This is a genomic window from Pseudomonas sp. P7759 (assembly GCF_013386445.1).
In the GTDB taxonomy this organism is placed as follows: domain Bacteria; phylum Pseudomonadota; class Gammaproteobacteria; order Pseudomonadales; family Pseudomonadaceae; genus Aquipseudomonas; species Aquipseudomonas azotoformans_A.
This window is the reverse complement of record NZ_JACART010000038.1, coordinates 72650-91301: the sequence shown is the minus strand read 5'-3', so window position 1 is coordinate 91301 and position 18652 is coordinate 72650. Positions and strand designations below refer to the sequence as shown.

Below are 18652 nucleotides of genomic sequence, written 5' to 3'. Positions count from 1 at the left end.
CTGTAAGAGCGGAACCAATACCAGCCGTTACCCAAATAACGGATATGTACTCGATCTCACCCAACACCCCGGCCGATACTATATCCCAGACATAAAAAAAGCGCCGCGTACCTCACGATACGCGGCGCCTCTTCACATCAACACTTTAGGCCTGAATCACCGGAATGTTGGCGCTAGCTGCGATCTTGCGGAACTCAGCAATCTGGTCGAAGTTCAGGTAGCGGTAAACGTCACTGGCCATGGTGTCCAGTTTCGCCGCGTAGCCCATGTACTCTTCGACGGTCGGCAGGCGACCCAGGGTAGAAGCCACTGCCGCCAGCTCGGCCGAAGCCAGGTAGACGTTAGCGCCGTCACCCAGACGGTTCGGGAAGTTACGGGTCGACGTCGACACAACGGTCGAGTTCGGCTCTACACGTGCCTGGTTACCCATGCACAGCGAGCAGCCCGGCATTTCCATGCGCGCGCCAGCCTTGCCGTAGATGCCGTAGTAGCCTTCTTCGGTCAGTTGGTGAGCATCCATCTTGGTCGGCGGCGACAGCCACAGACGAGTTGGCAGTTGGCCCTTGACCTGCTCCAGCAGCTTACCGGCCGCGCGGAAGTGACCAATGTTGGTCATGCACGAACCGATGAACACTTCGTCGATCTTCTCGCCGGCAACGCTCGACAGCAGACGGGCATCGTCCGGGTCGTTCGGTGCGCAGAGGATCGGCTCGTTGATCTCGGCCAGGTCGATCTCGATGATTTCCGCGTATTCCGCGTCGGCATCGGCTTCCATCAGCTCTGGGTTCTTGACCCAGGCTTCCATCGCTTGAGCACGACGTTCCAGGGTACGCGGGTCACCGTAGCCTTCACCGATCATCCAGCGCAGCAGGGTGATGTTGGAGTTCAGGTACTCGGTGATCGACTCTTTCGACAGCTTGATGGTGCAACCGGCAGCCGAACGTTCAGCCGAGGCGTCGGACAGCTCGAAAGCTTGTTCCAGCGTCAGGTCGTTCAGGCCTTCGATCTCCAGGATGCGGCCGGAGAAGGCGTTCTTCTTGCCTTTCTTCTCTACAGTCAGCAGACCCGACTGGATCGCGTAGTAAGGAATGGCATGAACCAGGTCACGCAGGGTGATGCCAGGTTTCATCTTGCCTTTGAAGCGCACCAGTATCGATTCCGGCATGTCCAGTGGCATAACGCCAGTGGCTGCGGCGAACGCGACCAGGCCAGAACCGGCCGGGAACGAGATGCCCATCGGGAAACGGGTGTGGGAGTCACCACCGGTACCGACGGTGTCCGGCAGCAGCATGCGGTTCAGCCAGCTGTGGATGATGCCGTCGCCTGGACGCAGCGAAACACCGCCACGGGTCATGATGAAGTCAGGCAGGGTGTGGTGGGTGGTCACGTCGATCGGCTTTGGATAGGCCGCGGTGTGGCAGAACGACTGCATGACCAGATCGGTCGAGAAGCCCAGGCACGCCAGGTCTTTCAGTTCGTCACGGGTCATAGGACCGGTGGTGTCCTGGGAGCCCACGGTGGTCATCTTCGGTTCGCAGTAGGTGCCAGGACGAACGCCTTTGCCTTCTGGCAGGCCGCAGGCCTTGCCGACCATTTTCTGTGCCAGGGTGAAGCCTTTGCCGGTGTCGACAGGCGCTTCTGGCAGCTTGAACAGATCGGTTGGGCCCAGGCCCAGTTCGGCACGGGCCTTGTCGGTCAGGCCGCGACCGATGATCAACGGGATACGGCCGCCAGCGCGGACTTCGTCCAACAGGACCGGGGTCTTCATTTCGAAGGTGGTGATGACTTCGTCGGTGCCGTGTTTGCAGACTTTGCCAGCATGCGGGTACAGGTCGATCACGTCGCCCATGTTCATGTTGGTAACGTCAAACTCGATTGGCAGTGCGCCTGCATCTTCCATGGTGTTGTAGAAGATTGGAGCGATCTTGCTGCCGAAGCAGAAGCCGCCAGCGCGCTTGTTCGGCACGTACGGAACGTCGTCGCCGAAGAACCACAGCACGGAGTTGGTTGCCGATTTACGCGACGAACCGGTACCGACCACGTCGCCCACGTAGGCGATCGGGAAGCCTTGGCCGCGCATTTCTTCGATCTGCTTCATCGGGCCGGTCTTGCCTTGCTCGTCCGGCACGATGCCTTCACGGGCCATTTTCAGCATGGCCAGGGCGTGCAGCGGGATGTCAGGACGGGACCAGGCATCAGGCGCAGGGGACAGGTCGTCGGTGTTGGTTTCGCCGGTGACCTTGAACACGCGCAGGCTGATCTTGTCGGCCAGGGTAGGGCGGTTGCTGAACCACTCGCCGTCGGCCCAGGACTGGATCACGGCTTTGGCGTGTTCGTTGCCGTTCTTGGCTTTTTCAGCCACGTCGTGGAACGCGTCGAACATCAGCAGGGTGTGCTTGAGTTGGGCGGCGGCGACCGGTGCCAGAGTGGCGTCGTCCAGCAGCTCAACCAGGGTCACGATGTTGTAGCCGCCTTGCATGGTGCCAAGCAGTTCAACGGCGCGTTGCTTGCTGATCAGGGGGGAAGTGGCTTCGCCCTTTGCCAGGGCAGACAGGAAACCGGCCTTGACGTAGGCAGCTTCGTCAACGCCTGGTGGAATGCGATTGGTGATCAGGTCAACGAGGAATTCTTCTTCGCCAGCCGGAGGATTTTTCAGCAGCTCGACCAGGCCTGCGGTTTGTTCGGCGTTAAGCGGCTGGGGAACGATACCCAGGGCTGCACGCTCTTCGATATGTTTGCGGTAGGCTTCAAGCACAGTTATTACCCTCATCAGTGGTCCCACGGGACGCTCATCCAGAAATGAACGGCACGCATGCGCTCGGGGGCTTTTTGGGCCGCAAAGCCAGCGCTGCCGGCATTCCTCACAGAAGCTGCTTTCAAAGTTTTACGCCTGCAGAACGGAGCTGATGAGGGTTGGCGAGGGCTCTGACCTACCGAGTCATTAACCATCGCCAACACCGTTCTGAAGGAACGACTGTGCTCGTGACGCTTTGAAAACAGCTTCCAGCGGATTATTGGCGCCTTACAAGGCCGGATGATTCTACGGCAAAAAAAATCTAAAGGTAAGTTGCCTAACCAAGTTTGCTGGGTGATCAAGCTTAGACAAAGGGCTAACATGGCGCATTGTTTCGCTGATTTGCGTGCCGTTGCCCATGTCCAACCAAACCATCAAGACCCCCTGCGTCGGCCTGTGCTCCACGGTCTACGGCGATCTCGTGTGCCGTGGCTGCAAGCGCTTCCACCACGAAGTGATCCAGTGGAACGGCTACGGCGAAGAGGAAAAACGTGCGGTCTGGCTGCGCTTGGAGCAGCTGCTGGTGCAGGTGATGGCCGGCAAACTGGAAGTTTTTGACCCTAAAACCCTGCGCGGCCAACTGGAACAGCGCAAGATCCGCTTCGTGCCGCACCAGTCCGAATACTGCTGGGCCTACCAGTTGATCGCCCGCGGGGCGCGGGTGATCAATAACCTGGAGGCCTACGGCATGGTGCTGTTGCCCGAGTTTCGCGACTGGCCGTTGCCGGACCTGCGCGACGCCATTGATCGGGAGTTCTTTATCCTGTCCGAAGCCCACTACCAGCGCTATATCGCGCCGGGGTTTCTCAAGGATGCGTTTGGCGCCTAGCAGTCAGGCTTTGGTGGCCTGTTCCACTAGGCGGTCCATCACTTCTTCTGGCTTGAGCACCAGCACATCGCTTTCCAGCGTATCCAGCACGACCTCTGCGGTGTTGCCGATCAGTGCCCCGGAAATACCCGTGCGCCCCACGGTGCCGATGATCGTGACCGCCGCCTGCAGCTTGTGGGCGAGATGCGGTATCAGCACGTCCGCCGGTCCTTCCTCGATATGTAGATGCTTGTCGTCCACGTCGAACTCCGCCTGAAACGCCCTGCATTGCTCGCGATAACGCGCCTCGATGGTTTCCTTGAGCTGAAACGTCGGGTCCGCCGCCGACAGCATCGGCGACGGATGGGCGCTGATCACATGCAACTGCGCCTTGGCCAGGTGGGCGATATCAAAGCCATGGTCAATGATCGAATTGTGCAATGAACGGTGCTCACCGTCGGTATTGCCCACATCGATCGCCGCCAGGATCACGCCGCCAGCCCACGGTGTAGCGGTCTTGACCAGCAACACCGCCGTCGGGCAATAACGCAGCAACTTCCAGTCCGCAGGCGTTAACAGCGCCTTTTTCAATGGGCTGTCCGGGAAGTGCTGCTTGATCACCAGCCCACAGCCTTCGGCCTGCTGCACGTCGATAATGGTTTCATGCAGGCTGGCATTCCACGCCTGCTCGGTGCTGACGCTGTAGCCGTCCTCTTGCAAACCGGCCTTGAGCAGAGCCAGCAGCGCCGAGTGCTCATGCTTCTTGTCGCAGACCAGCAGATGCAGGTGCGCGCCGGTGACCCCGGCGATCAGCTTGGCACGCTTGAGGGCCAGGCTTTCCGAATGCTCGGGCTCGATGACCACCAGGATGCTGCGGATGGCTTGCATGGTCGGGATCTCCAAAAAGGGTGGGCCTGGAACAACTATAGTTGCTGGCTGGCGCACGTCATGTTGATGCACATCAAGGCCGGTGGCTGGTGGTCTGCGGCGGGGTCGGTATAATCGCCGGCCTTTTGTGATCCTTTTGCCCGTGAGCCCGATGAACCTGCCAGAAATCCACGAATTCCTCGGTTGCCGCACCCCTGACGCCTGGGTCCAGGCCGCGCTGGCCGATCAGGACACCCTGCTGATCGACCACAAGAACTGCGAATTCAAAGCCGCCAGCACCGCCCTGAGCTTGATCGCCAAGTACTACAGCCATGTGGACCTGATCAACATGATGTCGCGCCTGGCCCGTGAAGAGCTGGTGCACCACGAACAAGTCATGCGCTTGATGAAAAAACGCAAGGTCGAGTTGCGCCAACTGAATGCTGGTCGCTACGCCTCGGGTTTGCGCAAAGTAGTGCGCACCCATGAACCGGTCAAGCTGGTGGACACGCTGGTGGTGGGCGCGTTTATCGAAGCACGCAGTTGCGAGCGTTTCGAAGCGCTGGTGCCACATTTGGACGAAGAACTCGGCAAGTTTTACTTCGGTTTGCTGAAAAGCGAAGCGCGGCACTTCCAGGGTTACCTGAAGCTGGCCTACCAGTACGGCGACGCCAAGGATGTTGCCCAGGTGATTGAGCGGGTGAGGGCGGCCGAGCAGGAGCTGATCGAGTCACCCGACATCGAGTTCCGCTTTCACAGTGGCGTGCCAGCCTGAGGCCACGGCCACGCCGATCAGCGCGGTGATCCCGGCCAGCAACAGGATCACCGCCTGCGTGCCCAGCGGTGCCGCCAACAGCGCAATTGCCAGGCCCGCCAAGGGTTGCGGCAGGTTGTTGAGTAAGGTGATCACACCTACGGTCTTGCCGAAGTCCTGCACGGGAATCACCCGCTGACGGGTGCTGCGCAGGTAGACGTTGAACATCTTGTCGAAGCCGGTGACCAGCAGGAAGCCCACGGCGTACAGCCACACGCCGGGGCTGACCGCCATGATCACCGCACCGACTGCAATCATCGAATACGACAAGCCGCCCAGCACCTTCAGCGGCAGCCCGGCCCGCGCCAGGTAAAACAGAATCCCGATGGTCACCAGGGCGCCGGCCGCCTGCAGCAGGGCATAGGTGTCCTTATCCTGTGCAAATTGGCCGGTCACCATCGCCGCAGACGTGGCCAGCGTCACGCCAATGATCAGGTTCACACCCACGGCCAGGGTGATGATCCGCTTCAGTTCCGGCAGGCGGCGGATATGCCCGAAGGCAATCTTCAACGGCCGCAGCCAGATATCCCGGTGCTGCTCGAAGGTTTCCAGGTTGACGGTGCTGGAGCGTTGCCACAGCCGCATCGCCAGGTCGGCCAACAAGAACAGCCCGGCCACCCCGAGGACGACCCAGTGCCAGGCCCACACTTCCAGCATCAGCGCCGCCACCAGCGGCCCGAGCACCAGCCCGCTCTGGTCGGCGATCTGCGAATAGGACAGCGTCTTGGCGTAGCTGTAATGGGGGAAGACATGGGGCATGAGCACTTCCCGCGCCATGATGCCCTGGGTAGTCAGCACGCCGCACAGCGCCGAGAGCAGTACGATCCAGACGATGCCGTCGAATACCCCGTACAGAACCACGGCCGTCACACAGGCCAATGCCCGGTAAACCTGGCTGATATGCAGGATGCGCACCGGTGCGAACTTGTCGCACACTGCGCCACACACCGGGAACGCGAGATAGCGCGGCAGCGACTCGATAAAGAACGCCAGCCCGGCCCAGGCCACGCTCTGGGTGGTCTGGAACACGATCAAGGGCACGATAAACAGTAGAATCTGGTCCGCCAGCCGCGACAGGAACAGCGAAATAAAGAACGCCAGGTAATCCTTGCGCATACAACTCCCTGTGGATGGCGTTAAAGATTGCAGGGTATTTGTTAAAAACTCTTAAAAGCATGAAGCTTCGTCGGCCAATGCTGGCCAGCTGCTTTAGTTGCCCAGCTTGCCACCTATAATGCCCGCTCTTCAATCCGTGTCTGCAAACTGAGAACTTATGGAAAACCTGGGGCTGGGCAAGGTCTTGCTCGTTGAGGACGACGAAAAACTGGCAGGGCTGATTGCGCACTTTCTCGCGCAGCATGGCTTTGAGGTGCGCGTGGAGCACCGGGGCGATGAGGCCCTGGCCGCGTTCCTGGCGTTCAAGCCGAAGATCGTCGTACTCGACCTGATGCTGCCCGGCCAGAGCGGGCTGCATGTGTGTCGCGGGATTCGCACGGTGTCCGACACGCCGATCGTGATCCTCACGGCCAAGGAAGATGACCTGGACCACATCCTTGGCCTGGAGTCCGGTGCCGACGATTACGTGATCAAGCCGATCAAGCCCCCTGTGTTGCTGGCACGCTTGCGTGCGTTGCAACGACGCCAGGCGCCGGAGCCGACCGTGCGCGGGTCACTGGCTTTCGGGCGGCTGGCCATCGATCGCAGTTGCCGGGTGGTCAGCCTGGGGGACGACAAGATCGACCTCACCACCATGGAGTTCGAACTGTTGTGGTTGTTGGCCAGTAACTCGGGGACGATCCTGTCCCGCGATGACATCCTCAACCGCATGCGTGGCATTGCGTTCGACGGCCTCAACCGCAGTGTCGATGTGTACATCAGCAAACTGCGCGGCAAGCTCAACGATAACCCGCGCGAACCGGTGTGCATCAAGACCATCTGGGGCAAGGGCTATCTGTTCAATCCGTTCGCGTGGGAGGCCTAGATGCTGCGGCTCTATATTCGCCTGTACATCATCCTGGCGCTGGGGCTGGCGGGGGCGATCTGGCTGGTCAACTACACCTTTGATGAGCTGCTGCCCGAAGCCAATGAAACCTATAACCGCGAAGCCCTGCGCGGCCCGGCCTATGGTTTGGTTGAGCAGTTGCGGCCCTTGCTCGGCGACGCCCGTCAGGCGCGCCTGAGCGAGCTGCAACCGCATTACGGTCTGCACCTCAAACTGGTGCAGCGCGATGAGTTGGCGCTGGACCAGCGTGAGCAACAGTTGCTGGCGGCCGGCCAATTGGTGGTGCGGGGCGACTTCATGGAGTTCATCGCCAATATCGACGGCGGCCCTCAGTTGCTCAATATCAAGCTGCCCGACGAGCCGAAATGGCTGTACTTGTGGGCCTACAGCCTGCTGGGCTTGAGCCTGGCGATCGTGCTGTATTTCTGGGTGCGCCCGCATTGGCGCGACCTGGAGCACATCCGCCTGGCCGCCCAACGTTTCGGGGATAACGATCTCAGTTCACGTATTCTGCTGCCACGCCGTTCCACCGTGCGTTCGCTGGCCGGGCACTTCAACCAGATGGCCGAGCGTATCGAAAGCCTGATCGCCAACCAGCGCGAGCTCACCAACGCCGTGTCCCACGAGCTGCGCACGCCGATTGCGCGCCTGTCGTTCGAACTCGACCAGCTCAAGCAACAGACCGATCCACGCCAGCGTGGCGAATTGATTGCCGACATGTATGCCGACCTGGGCGAGCTGGAGGAAATGGTCTCCGAATTGCTGACCTACGCCAGCCTGGAGCGTGGCGCGACCCAGGTCACCCGCGAAAGCATCGAGGCCCACAGCTGGCTCGACAGTGTGATCGGCAGCGTGGCCCTGGAGGCTGAAGCGGCGGGCATCCAACTGTCGTTGCGTACGTGCGAGGTGGACTTTATCCAGATCGAGCCGCGCTTCATGGCGCGTGCGGTGATCAACCTGTTGCGCAACGCCATCCGTTACGCGGAGCGTCGTGTGGAGGTGTCGCTGGTCAAGTTTGGCAGTGGCTACGAAGTGCGTGTGTGTGACGACGGCCCTGGCGTACCGGAAGAAGGTCGCTCCAAAATCTTCCAACCTTTCATGCGCCTGGACGCCAGTCGGGACCGCCGCACCGGCGGCTTCGGCCTGGGCCTGGCGCTGGTGCAGCGGGTGTCGCAGTGGCATGGCGGCCAGGTGCAGGTGCTGGATTCGGAGTGGGGTGGGGCTTCGTTTCGGATGACGTGGGCGTATGCCGAATAGGCCCTCGGATTATCGATTGAAGTGACGCGGTCGGTAGCTGATGGTTGTGGGTTGGTAGTGTGCCGGCGAGTCGGGGGGAGCGATATTTATAAGAATTTTCTTACCGTGCAGCTTCTCTACGTGCTGGGTGATCTTTCCTATAAATTTGTCCTGTACCAATATGTCGGCGGCTTGATTGACATTTGACTGAGTTGCTTGCGGGTAGGTTTTTTGGATTTCGTTTCGCACGATGTTACGCCTATGGGTCATTTCTGTTGATCCGTGCGCTATTGATACGGTTCCCTCAAACGCCTTGACTGGCTTTTTGATTTCTTTTTGGAAAAGGCGTGCGAATGCATTGCTCCTGCCTTCTCCTGAGTGGCAAACCAGAAGGCGTACGTTATCGAAGCTGGAGGGGTCCACACCTTTGCCTTTTAATAAGTTAACCAGGTCAGGCGCGTCATATAGCGTGCCGTCGATGTACACTTTTGTACCGTTTCCTTTCAGTTTGTCAGTCCAGCTCCGTTCGATGCCATGTGCAACAATGTTGAGTCGGTTGGTGCCTTTGTAAGTATCGGCAAATGTATGAATTTCCTCGTCAATCAACTTTAAGTCCCGCATGGGCCCACCCATTTGAATGACGTTGTCACGCCCTAACCCAATGTCCAGTGCGGTGCGTTTGGTTGCGTTGGACGTGCTGGGTAGTCCCGGCAATGTATCGTCGACCCAATTAGAAACCTGAGGTTTGAAGTTATCGAGTGGCTTTCCGTATAGCCGTTGGTTTACCGGGTCCGCTGCAAAGTATTTTCCCGTTTTTGCATCGACTCCTGCCGGAGTCGATATCTCGGTCAGGCCTTTCTTGTAAGTGCCCTCTGCAATATCTGGACGGCGGGCCGTCTTCGGAAAATTGTACGAGCCGGTTCGCCCCGGTCCAAGCGTATTCAAGCGGTTTAACACGCTCTCGGAGGTTGAGGCCGCTACCTGTTCAAACAGTTTTTTCCCCACAGGTTTCCCTACACTGTTTGCAACGCTTCCCAGTGGTTTTACCGATCTCGCAGCCTTGCCAAATCCAGCCGTTGTCGCATACATGATGCCGTCAAATATGAGTTCCGAAGCCACTGCCAGCCAGTCTCCCTTGATTGCATTTCTGGCAAGCGAGACGAACGGAATGGAGCCCAGCAACAGTTCCTGATTTTTCTCGAACTCATCGTCTTCCTTGTCGAATTGAGTGATGTGGCGCGTAGCGGCAACCAGTTCTTCGAGGCTCGCAGGGCCAAGGGTGTGTCTGGACAATAATTCACCGAGAAATTGGCTGCGGTCGCTGGTATACGAAGCTGGGTTAGTGAGGTGGGGGGGCGGCGTAGCTGTTAATTTGCTTTTGTCTTTTTCCTCCAGGCTGAACGTCTCAATTGCAGTGTTTGAATACCTCTCGCCGCCCAAAAAACCTGGATCCTCTTTGATCCACTGGCCTTGTGGACCCGGCTTGAAGTCGGCGCCTAAGTCTTCGCGATGTTTAATATAGTTTTGCTGTGGGCTGATTTCGTAAAATTTTACGTTGGCGCCGTGTGTCGACTTGATGATGAGTGAACGCCTGTCCTGGGCCTGTTCGGGTGTCTTGCGATCATGATTGAGCGTGGCGCCTGGTACATAACTGGTGTGTTTAATAACCGTTCCTTCGACGTAAGGGACGAGCTCTCCGTATTCCAGCTGTTTGCGATCCTCAAGGGGAAGTTGTGCAATCAGGTGTTTGGTGCGGTTGACAAGACCCACTTCTCTTCCCAGCTTGTAATTGGCGACTGCGATTCGGTGCCGATTATTGATGTCCGGTAGTTGACCAAGGTAGTCGGGCGCGCTTCCCATCACCGGGTTGTTTTCACGCGACCTCCATCCGCTTTCTTCAGGGTTTTTAATGTAAACATCCAGCAACGAATAGGGCCCCAAGGTGACGTGCATGGGGCCGCTGTCCAAGGCGTTTTTTTGTCGGATACTCGGGTTCGATAAAATCGCGCGCTCAAACGACACATTGGTGAAATGCTCGCTGAGTACCGCCAGTGCCATGTCTTTCTGCATTGGAAGTGGGGCGGTCAAGTCGTTGGAGACCTTTCTCAGTGATTCCATGACGCTGGCAAACGTTTCCTGTGCCTTGTTGAGCTGCTCTGGCGAGTAAGTTGCCTCAGTTGAGGCCGGTAAAATACCGTGCACCAATGCCCAGTCGATTAACGTTTCGCGCTTGGCTTCACTCAGCAGTGCAGCGTCTTCTTCCGAAACTGGGTCGATCGCCGCGTACTTGAGCACCTCGGGGAAACTCAACGAAGAACTGCTTCCGGGGCTCTTGGCTTCGATCAGCGCCACCGTTGTCTTCAGGAGGAACCAGGCCGGAGAGCCATAGGTCAGTTCAGCGGGAACGTCTTTGACCAACAGTTCGGGTGCTGCGCTCGACAGCAAGAGGTGGGCCCCGACAGGTGCCATCTCTTGTGTGCAGCGGTGACTTTCTGTCAGATGGTCAATCAGGCCTTGCTTGATGTCACTCAACGGTTTGCCGTAGAAGCGTTCATCAGCCAGATTGAACCGGGCTGTCTGATTGCGTTTGGGGGGCATCAAGGTGTTATCGGAATCTAGTCCGGCCACCATCGCACCCATGACCCTGTCTCGGCTGCTGGGGCTTTCAATTGCGCCCATCTTTTTCTGCAGGGCATTTTCCAGGGCCACGGCTTTGGGCGAGTCGAGAATATCCGCAATGACGTTGCGCGGATCAGCGAGCTCAGAACGGGTCCAGTGGCGGTGTTTAGTCAGGTAGGTAAATGCCCCGCCTCGAATCTCCAACAGTGTCTGAGCGTCAAGCCCTGGCAGGTTGAGGTTGTTATAGCGGACGTTGCTGTAGAGCTGTCTTTTTTCTTGTTGATCAAGCGGTGCCTGCCAGCCCATGGCGCCAGTGAGGTTGCCGTTGGGGAGTGCGGGTAATGGCCCTCGCCTCAGGGATTGAATCAGGTTACTTATATCGTCTTTTGTCTGAGGTACAAACCAGCCGTTGTCGACGATGAACTGCTTGAGCGTTACCTTTGATTCAGGTGTCAGTTGCTGGTCCTGAAAGTACCAAGAGGCAGGGTCGATCTTTAGCTCTGTATTTTCCAGCGTTGCCGCAATCGAGGCCTTCTCCTGGCGAACGGTTTGTTCCGGAGTGGGGCGTACGCCCAAAAAGGTCGGGTCCGTGTAGGAGGTTGCAGCGTCTGCGCCGAGCGATAGCAAGGCAGCGTCAAGACTCTTGGATAAAAGCGTTATGTTTTGAATGTCGCCCCTTTCATATCGTTGATTCTCGAGCGCCACCTCCCCACGCATTTCAAATGGGTCGGGCATTACAGATGTATCGAGGTGCGGGAACGCGCGAGCCTGTTTTAACTCGGTTGCCCTTTGTTGCAGCGCACTCCGGGTATCGGGAATGGTTTCTCCGTAAAAGGCCGCCACCTCCTCAATGTGTGCAGAACGTGCGGCGTGCACATCGGGTGACGATTGACTTGCCGGGGTCACGCTGACTGACGTCCTGCCGCTGCTCAGGGTGTCAGCGGCTTGCATGATCAGCGACCAGGAGGCTGGCAGCGATAGTCCATCACCAAAGCCGGCACCGAATGTACGTGGCAGTGATGCGGGGGTGTTCGACGCGCTGATGTTGGCGGCCGCCGAGGGAGTGGGTTTCAGGGTGGCACTGATAAAGCCTGGCCGGGAGTTCCGAGACGGGAAGATTCGCACGGGCTTGGTCAAATCAATACGATTGTCGTCAGTCCATTGTTTGAAGTCGTCACTTGCCACCAAGGTGTCGAGGTGCTGGCGCCATTGTCCAAATGTGCAGTCGCTGGGGATCGGCTCAATGCCCGTGATAGCACGGGTAAAAAGGGGTGGCGTGTTCGCTGCGCTAGACAAGGCATTGGCGTAGAGATTTTTGAGTGCTGCATCGGCCTTGAACCTGGGTGTCTCAGCAATCAGTTTTTCAAGCGCTGATGGCTCGGTTTGCAGTTGGGTCGATGCAGGAGATTCAGTGCGCTCGTGCTCATTTGAGCTGATGGACGACGCTTGTAGAGGGCGAGACAATGCTGGCACGGTCATTTGGACATTCTCAAGGGTTGGCAACAAGGCAGCAGGGAAGGAACCTGACTACTTTTTGTGTCCAACCTCTGGGAGCGGTTCATGACCGATGTGTAAATAAATACCTCTTGGTGATCCGTACAGTCAGAAGCTGTATTCCAGCACGCCCATCACCGATGTTTGCAACCGCCGCTCCACAATCGGACTTTTCCCCGCTTCATCCGCCAGGTACTGCACATCCAGCAAGGTCGAGAATTGCGTGTGCTCGCTGATTGGCAGGCTCCATACCAGGTTCATACCATTGCTGATATTGCCCGCACCCGCCTTGTAGGCTTTGAAACGGCTGCGGGCCGCTTGGTCGGTGGTCACGCCGTACCAGGTCTGCAAGTAGTCACGGTCACCGAAATGGCTGCTGAGGCTGGCGTCGACGGAGCCGAAACGACCTTCATACAGGTTGGTGCCCAGGCTCAGTTCCAGGTGGGTGAATGCTTTGCCGCTGTCCTTGTGGTCATCTTCCTTGAGGGCATGTTCCAGCGTGGCGCCGACAATCATGCCGCCCAGGTTGTAGCTGGCACTCACACCCAACTGCGGGCGTGACTTGATTTCGCCCATGCCTTTAAGGCGTTTGGAGCCCAGGTGCATGGATTCGTTTTTGTCTTTGCGTGATCCACTGGCGCCGACATAAGCGCTGAAGCTCAAGGCATTGCCTTCGTAGCCCCAGCCCAGGCCCTTGTCGGTGTCGAGGAAAATCCCCCAGGGGCTGACGATGGCGCCGCCGAATACCGGGGCGGTCATGCGTTCGTCGCTGCCGCTGTAGCGGGGCAGGTTGGCCACGCCGGCCTTGAGGCTGTAGGTCCAGTCCTCAGCCAGTACGCTGTTGGCGCTCGCGAGCAAACACAGTGAGGTCAGGGACAGGCACAGATTTTTTGGGTTCATCAGGGTTTTCATGTCGGTTAGAAACTCAAGGGTGGATGGGTACGTTTGAAGGAGTAGCCCGAAGCGCTCAGGCCATTGATCTGGCGGCTGACGGTGTCACCCAGGCCATAGCCGTTGCCGGCGAGTACGGCATGGGCGTTGTCCACCGGCAGCAGGATGTAGTCGGTCAGCGGTTCGTCGTGCAGTTGGCCGCGAATCACCAGGAAGCCTTCTTCGAGGCGCACGCTGATGCCGCTCAATGGCGCATCGGGTTCATGGGTGTTGAGTACTTGGTAGGTGCCGACGGTGTCGGCCCAGGCCAAGGGCAGTGGCGGCGGGTCGATGCGTTCGCCGATGGGGATGCGCTGGCCATGGCTGCGCGCCGTGAGCATCTGCCGGCCTTGCACGGTGATGACGTCGAGTTGTACCTGGCCCAGTTCGCCGAGGTCCTTGAGCCAGAAACCGAAGAGTTTCTTCTGGGCGCGCAGCCAGCCTTGATCGTCACGCAACAGTTCGAAGTTGAAGCCGGCGAGTTCGCCGCGCAGCCTCTGGTCATCATCTTTGATCCGGAACACGCCCCAGGCGGTGGCGTAGAACCCGGCCAGGCGCTGGCGGTCGATGGCGGCCGGCACCTGGCGCAGCTTGAGCCCATGACGGGGTGCCTGGCAGTCATCGCTGCATACCTGTTCGCCGGTTTGCGCCTGAAGCATCAGGCGCAAGGCGTCCGTGGCCAGTGTGGCGACCAGGTCTTCGGCATTGCTGTCGTTGGCCATAATGATTACGGCCAATTGATGGTCCGGCAGCAGGGTCAACTGTGCGGCGAAATCATCGCCACCCCCACTGTGCTGGTAGGTGCGCACCCCAGGGCCGATCGGCTCGTCACCGCAGGGGGCCAGGAACCACGCCAGGCCGATCTGGCAATCGAAGTCCAGGGCATTGCCGGTGTTTTGCTGGGTGAACATTTCATCGATGGAGCGGCTGGCCATCACCCGATTGCCCTTGTAGAGGCCTTCGGCAAACAGCATCTGCACGTAATGGCTGAGGTCCCTGGGGCTGGCCCACAAACCGCCGGCGGCGATGTCGCGCAGTTGCGCATCGGTGCTGGCGACGCCTTCCTCGTAGCCCTGGGCGCGATAGCCGACTTGCGCGGCGGTCCCGACAAAGCTCGCGCGTTCCATCTCCAGCGGTTTGAGCAGACTATGTTGCAGCTGGGCTTCAAACTCCTTGCCGCTGCTGCGCTCGATGGCCGCACCCACCAGCGCATAACCCAGGTTGGAGTAGGCCACTTGCGTGCCGGGTGGGGTGCTCAGCCAGACGCCGGACAGGCGCATCGGCATCTGCCCCATGGCGTAGCTGTTGCGCAGGTCGCGCAGGTGTTCACTGGGTAAGCCGGACTGATGGCTGAGCAGGCGACGCAAGGTGATGTCGTGGTCGGCGGCCTGCTGGTCGGCGTGGAAACGCGAGCGTACATAGAACTCGCGCAGGGTTTGCTGGATCGGTGCGTCCAGCGCCAGTCGCTGTTGTTCAACCAGTTGCAGGGCCGCGCTGGCGGTGAGCAGCTTGGAGATTGCGCCGGCCCGGAAGGCGGTGTTTGGCGTCACCGGCAAGCCCTTGGCTTTGTCGGCCATGCCGAACCCGCGAGTCCAGATCAACTCCTGGCCGTTGACCAGTGCAATCGACAGGCCCGGAATGTTGTCCTGGGCCATGTCCCGCGGGATCCGGGTTTGCAGGTAACGGATGATCGCGCTGTAGTCGCCCTTAAGAATCGACGGCGGGGCAGGTGACTGCCCGTGGCAGCCGATACTGCCCAACAGGCAACCGAGCAACGGAAGACCGCGCAATGTGCGAAGCATGACGAGCACCCGATAGGTGGTTTGGAGGCTCGAATGCTAGGGCCACGGTACCCGACGGTCTTTGACAGCTTTGTCGATAAACTGTCAAAGACTGTTAACGGTGCTTGCTGTCAGTGCAGTACACGCTGGAGGAACTGCCGGGTCCTGTCCTCCCGAGGCTCATTGATGACCTGGCGGGCGTCGCCCACTTCACAGATCAACCCGTTATCGAAGAACGCAATCCGGTCCGCGGACTCGCGGGCGAAGGCAATGTCGTGGGTCACCATGATCAGGGTCATGCCGGAGTCCTTGAGCTTGCGAATGGTGTCGAGTACTTCTCCCACCAGCTCAGGGTCAAGGGCGGAGGTGACCTCGTCGAACAGCATGTAGTCGGGCTGCATGGCCAGGGCTGCATGGCCAGGGCGCGGGCAATCGCCAAGCGTTGTTGCTGGCCTCCGGACAGGCACGCCGGGCGCATGTCTGCGCGATTGCCGAGACCGACGAACGTCAGGTGGTCGTGGGCCAGCTGCAGGGCCTGGGCCTTGGGGATCTTCTTGACCAGGCGCGGTGCCAGCGCGACGTTTTCCAGCGCGGTGAGATGGGGGAAGGCGTTGTATTGCTGGAACACGATGCCGAGTTTCTGGCGCAACTTGTTCAAGTCGGTTCCCTTGGCGTGCACATCCGTACCGTCGACCAGGATGTGGCCTCCTTGGATCGGCTCCAGGCCATTGATGCACTGCAGCAGAGTGGACTTCCCCGAGCCGCTGGCACCGATCAGGCACAACACTTCACGCTTTTGGATCGTCAGGTTGACGCCCTTGATGACTTCGACAGCGCCGAAGCTTTTGCGGACATCCTTGATATCAATCATGGTGCATTACCTTTTCAAGATGGCGGCTGTAGCGAGAAATCGGGTAGCAGATCGCAAAGTAGAAGAGCCCTGCGCCCGCGAGCACCAGGAGGGCTTCGTTTGAGCGGTTGATCAGGATCTGTGAGGCCCGCAGCAGCTCGATGTAGCCCACCACGCTCACCAGGGCCGTGTCTTTTGTGAGGCCAATCACCGTGCCGATCCAGCCGGGGAGCAGCGTGCGGAAGGCAAGCGGGGCGGATATACACCGCAGCTCCTGCCAGTAGCTAAGCCCGAGTGAACGGCTGGCTTTTTTCAGTTGCGGGCGCACGGATCGCAAACCCGAGCGCACCAGTTCCGAGGTCAACATGCCCATGTAAAGGCTGAGGACAACGACACCGATGAGCAATGGGCTCAACCCGAAGCCGGCCATGGCAAACAGACTGTTGACCAGGATGAACTGGATGATCAGCGGGATGCTGCGGATGACGTTGACGAAGGGCCCGAGTGTGAGTCGGGCGAAAACCGATTCCTGGCGAAGCCAGCCGACCAACACGCCGAGCAGGGTACCTAGAACGGTGGCCAGCAGCGTCAGTAACAGGGTGTGCCAGATGCCGGTGAGCACAAAGGGAATATCGCCCCAGTGCAAGCCCGTGTAGGCCAGTTGGAATTGCATGGTGACTACCCCTTGGACATGCGCCAGAAAGTGAATCGGGCGCCGCCCTCGATCAGCTTGGACATGACGAAATAGATCATGGCGGCGACGATGAAAAACTCGAACGTCCTGAAGGATTCGGACTGGGCGGCTTGAGTGGCGCCCGTGAGTTCGCGCAGGCCGATGATCATGCCCAGCGAGCTGTTGAGCAGCGCCCAGTTGAGTTGGTTGACGTAGGGGAAATAGACAATCCTGAACAGCTGCGGAAAGACCACGTGGGTGTAGGCGGCGAATGATGAAATGCCCAAGGATCTCGCAGCCCGGTGTTGTTGCCGTGGAATAGCCTGCAGTCCTCCGCGAAAAATCTCGGCGAGGTAGCCAGCATTGTTGAACGACAGGGCCAGCAACATCGCCAGGTAGCTGGAGAAATGCAGCCCCAGTGCGCCCAGGCCAAAATAGATCATGTACACCTGGAACAGCGCAGGTGTGTTGCGGGCGACTTCTATCCAGGACGTGGCGAGGGTGTACCCCAGGCCTTTTTCTTGTTGGCGCAACAGGGTCAGCGTAAGGGCGAGCAGCGTGCCGATGATCATTGAGAGCACGGTGAGAACCAGTGTCGTTTTTGCCCCTTCGATCAGCTCGGGGAGTTTTTCCCAGACCATCGACCAGTAAAACGTGTACCCGAACATAGCGCAGGCTCCAGGCAGGAGCGGCCGAGGTCGGCCGCTCGAAAGGTAGGGTTAGTAGTCCACGCCGGCGACCGTCAGCGAAGGCGCCTCGCCATCACCGAAGTACTGCGCATACAGCGCCTGGTAGCGACCGTTCTTGACCTGGGTCCAGACGAATGTCTTCACCCAATTGAGCATTTGCTCGTCCGACTTTCTCACGGCGATGCCGCACAGGTCGGGAGGTGTCGGCGCAACGCCCTTGATCGCGAGCGTGGGAAATTGCCCGCTCTGAACCAGCGCGGCTGCCGACGCATTCCCAATGATCACGCCGTCTATCTTGCCCTGGGCCAGTGCCAGGTAGCCCTCGGCCTCACTGCCGAACCCCGTGTAGCTGCCGTTCGGGTCACCCCAGCCCTTGCGCAGAGCCTGCAGCTCCTGCTCGGTCGTGGTGCCCGTGACGCCGCCGATGTTGCGGCCTTTGAGGTCCTCGAAACGTTCGATGTTGGCGTCTTTGCGGGTGAGCACGACGTTGGTGTAGTTCACGTAGGGCTGGGAAAAACTCACGCTCATGGCGCGCTGGGGTGAGATAGAGGCGGAAGCGATCAGCACGTCGATGCGATTGGAGACCAGCGCGGGAATGCGCTCGGAGGAAGGCGTTTCGACAATCACGGCGTTTGCCCCAAGGGCCTTGGCCATGTCCTTGCAGTATTGAACGTCGTATCCCTCCGGCTCATTGGCCTGGTTGCGAAAGCCGGCTGGCGGATAGTCGAGCTGCACACCGCATCGTAGGGTTTTCGAAGAAATGACCTGGTCCAGGGTGGAGCTGGTAGCCGCTGAGACCATGGAAGTGGTTGTCGCGAGGGCGAGCAGCAGTGAGGCGCTTGCGTGGCGTGCAATGTTCATGGGGATCCCCGATCTGATTGGCATTGTATTTTTTAGGGGTGTAACTTTGTGTGCGTTGTATCCAATCTACATCTGGCGAAAAATCTACCAAATGTTTATTCGCAGAAAAAGAGGTCGGGAGGGTGTTTTTTGTACCTGGGTTCAAGGGATAGGCATGAACGTATAAATTAAATCACTAAAAACAATAGGTTGTAGATTCTAGAAAAGATGTTGCTGGCTATTAATTGTGTCAGG

Annotated in this window: 13 protein-coding genes and 1 pseudogene; 4 read left to right on the top strand and 10 right to left on the bottom strand. The window is 58.9% G+C overall.

Annotation, left to right across the window (positions count from 1 at the left end; genetic code table 11):
* Positions 1 to 145: 145 nt before the first annotated feature.
* Positions 146 to 2755: a bifunctional aconitate hydratase 2/2-methylisocitrate dehydratase gene (acnB, locus tag HX823_RS23870; RefSeq protein WP_033898481.1), complete on the bottom strand. Its 2610-nt coding sequence runs from the start codon at positions 2753 to 2755 to the stop codon at positions 146 to 148.
* Between the two features lie 397 nt (positions 2756 to 3152).
* On the opposite strand from acnB, the gene HX823_RS23865 reads away from it, so the two are divergent.
* Complete coding sequence (locus tag HX823_RS23865) at positions 3153 to 3623, top strand: DUF1289 domain-containing protein (protein ID WP_016979484.1); 471 nt, start codon at positions 3153 to 3155, stop codon at positions 3621 to 3623.
* Positions 3624 to 3626: 3 nt separating this feature from the next.
* Here HX823_RS23865 and HX823_RS23860 read toward each other — a convergent pair whose 3' ends face one another.
* On the bottom strand, positions 3627 to 4490 hold the full coding sequence (locus tag HX823_RS23860; protein WP_038841892.1) for a universal stress protein: 864 nt from the start codon (positions 4488 to 4490) through the stop codon (positions 3627 to 3629).
* A 151-nt stretch (positions 4491 to 4641) separates the two neighbouring features.
* On the opposite strand from HX823_RS23860, the gene HX823_RS23855 reads away from it, so the two are divergent.
* The gene (locus HX823_RS23855) at positions 4642 to 5244 is read left to right on the top strand and encodes a tRNA-(ms[2]io[6]A)-hydroxylase (RefSeq protein ID WP_016979482.1); all 603 of its coding nucleotides are present in this window, start codon (positions 4642 to 4644) and stop codon (positions 5242 to 5244) included.
* On the opposite strand, the gene HX823_RS23850 is transcribed toward HX823_RS23855, so the two are convergent.
* Entirely contained in the window at positions 5200 to 6399 is a 1200-nt protein-coding gene (locus HX823_RS23850) for an MFS transporter (RefSeq protein WP_177077057.1), read from the bottom strand. The genes HX823_RS23855 and HX823_RS23850 overlap by 45 nt on opposite strands.
* A gap of 157 nt (positions 6400 to 6556) precedes the next feature.
* Between HX823_RS23850 and HX823_RS23845 the strand changes: the two genes are divergently transcribed.
* Together HX823_RS23845 and HX823_RS23840 are read left to right on the top strand one after the other, a co-directional pair.
* Positions 6557 to 7264, top strand: coding sequence for a winged helix-turn-helix domain-containing protein (locus tag HX823_RS23845; RefSeq protein ID WP_177077055.1), 708 nt, complete (start codon positions 6557 to 6559; stop codon positions 7262 to 7264).
* Entirely contained in the window at positions 7265 to 8542 is a 1278-nt protein-coding gene (locus HX823_RS23840; protein WP_177003597.1) for an ATP-binding protein, read from the top strand.
* A 9-nt stretch (positions 8543 to 8551) separates the two neighbouring features.
* Here HX823_RS23840 and HX823_RS23835 read toward each other — a convergent pair whose 3' ends face one another.
* From HX823_RS23835 to HX823_RS23805, 7 genes and pseudogenes are all read right to left on the bottom strand, one after another.
* The gene (locus HX823_RS23835; protein ID WP_177077053.1) at positions 8552 to 12619 is read right to left on the bottom strand and encodes a hypothetical protein; all 4068 of its coding nucleotides are present in this window, start codon (positions 12617 to 12619) and stop codon (positions 8552 to 8554) included.
* 123 nt (positions 12620 to 12742) lie between these two features.
* A complete protein-coding gene (locus HX823_RS23830; RefSeq protein ID WP_080642322.1) occupies positions 12743 to 13534 on the bottom strand; it encodes a MipA/OmpV family protein in 792 nt (263 codons plus the stop codon).
* 17 nt (positions 13535 to 13551) lie between these two features.
* Positions 13552 to 15366 (bottom strand): serine hydrolase, encoded by a 1815-nt coding sequence (locus tag HX823_RS23825; RefSeq protein ID WP_177077051.1) that lies wholly within the window; start codon positions 15364 to 15366, stop codon positions 13552 to 13554.
* 110 nt (positions 15367 to 15476) lie between these two features.
* Positions 15477 to 16216, bottom strand: a pseudogene (locus tag HX823_RS23820) (amino acid ABC transporter ATP-binding protein).
* On the bottom strand, positions 16209 to 16868 hold the full coding sequence (locus tag HX823_RS23815; RefSeq protein WP_177077049.1) for an amino acid ABC transporter permease: 660 nt from the start codon (positions 16866 to 16868) through the stop codon (positions 16209 to 16211). Before HX823_RS23815 ends, HX823_RS23820 begins: the two are co-directional and overlap by 8 nt.
* A 5-nt stretch (positions 16869 to 16873) precedes the next feature.
* Positions 16874 to 17536 (bottom strand): amino acid ABC transporter permease, encoded by a 663-nt coding sequence (locus HX823_RS23810; RefSeq protein WP_177077048.1) that lies wholly within the window; start codon positions 17534 to 17536, stop codon positions 16874 to 16876.
* A gap of 51 nt (positions 17537 to 17587) precedes the next feature.
* Positions 17588 to 18418 carry a transporter substrate-binding domain-containing protein gene (locus HX823_RS23805; protein WP_177077046.1) on the bottom strand — a complete coding sequence of 277 codons (831 nt, stop codon included), beginning with the start codon at positions 18416 to 18418 and terminating at the stop codon, positions 17588 to 17590.
* Positions 18419 to 18652 lie beyond the last annotated feature (234 nt).

Coding starts and splice junctions, on each gene's coding strand:
- HX823_RS23865 (WP_016979484.1), top strand. CDS start 3,153: ATGTCCAACCAAACCATCAAGACCCCCTGCGTCGGCCTGTGCTCCACG.
- HX823_RS23830 (WP_080642322.1), bottom strand. CDS start 13,534: ATGAACCCAAAAAATCTGTGCCTGTCCCTGACCTCACTGTGTTTGCTC.
- HX823_RS23840 (WP_177003597.1), top strand. CDS start 7,265: ATGCTGCGGCTCTATATTCGCCTGTACATCATCCTGGCGCTGGGGCTG.
- HX823_RS23805 (WP_177077046.1), bottom strand. CDS start 18,418: ATGAACATTGCACGCCACGCAAGCGCCTCACTGCTGCTCGCCCTCGCG.
- HX823_RS23860 (WP_038841892.1), bottom strand. CDS start 4,490: ATGCAAGCCATCCGCAGCATCCTGGTGGTCATCGAGCCCGAGCATTCG.
- HX823_RS23810 (WP_177077048.1), bottom strand. CDS start 17,536: ATGTTCGGGTACACGTTTTACTGGTCGATGGTCTGGGAAAAACTCCCC.
- HX823_RS23850 (WP_177077057.1), bottom strand. CDS start 6,399: ATGCGCAAGGATTACCTGGCGTTCTTTATTTCGCTGTTCCTGTCGCGG.
- HX823_RS23815 (WP_177077049.1), bottom strand. CDS start 16,868: ATGCAATTCCAACTGGCCTACACGGGCTTGCACTGGGGCGATATTCCC.
- HX823_RS23835 (WP_177077053.1), bottom strand. CDS start 12,619: ATGACCGTGCCAGCATTGTCTCGCCCTCTACAAGCGTCGTCCATCAGC.
- HX823_RS23855 (WP_016979482.1), top strand. CDS start 4,642: ATGAACCTGCCAGAAATCCACGAATTCCTCGGTTGCCGCACCCCTGAC.
- HX823_RS23825 (WP_177077051.1), bottom strand. CDS start 15,366: ATGCTTCGCACATTGCGCGGTCTTCCGTTGCTCGGTTGCCTGTTGGGC.
- HX823_RS23845 (WP_177077055.1), top strand. CDS start 6,557: ATGGAAAACCTGGGGCTGGGCAAGGTCTTGCTCGTTGAGGACGACGAA.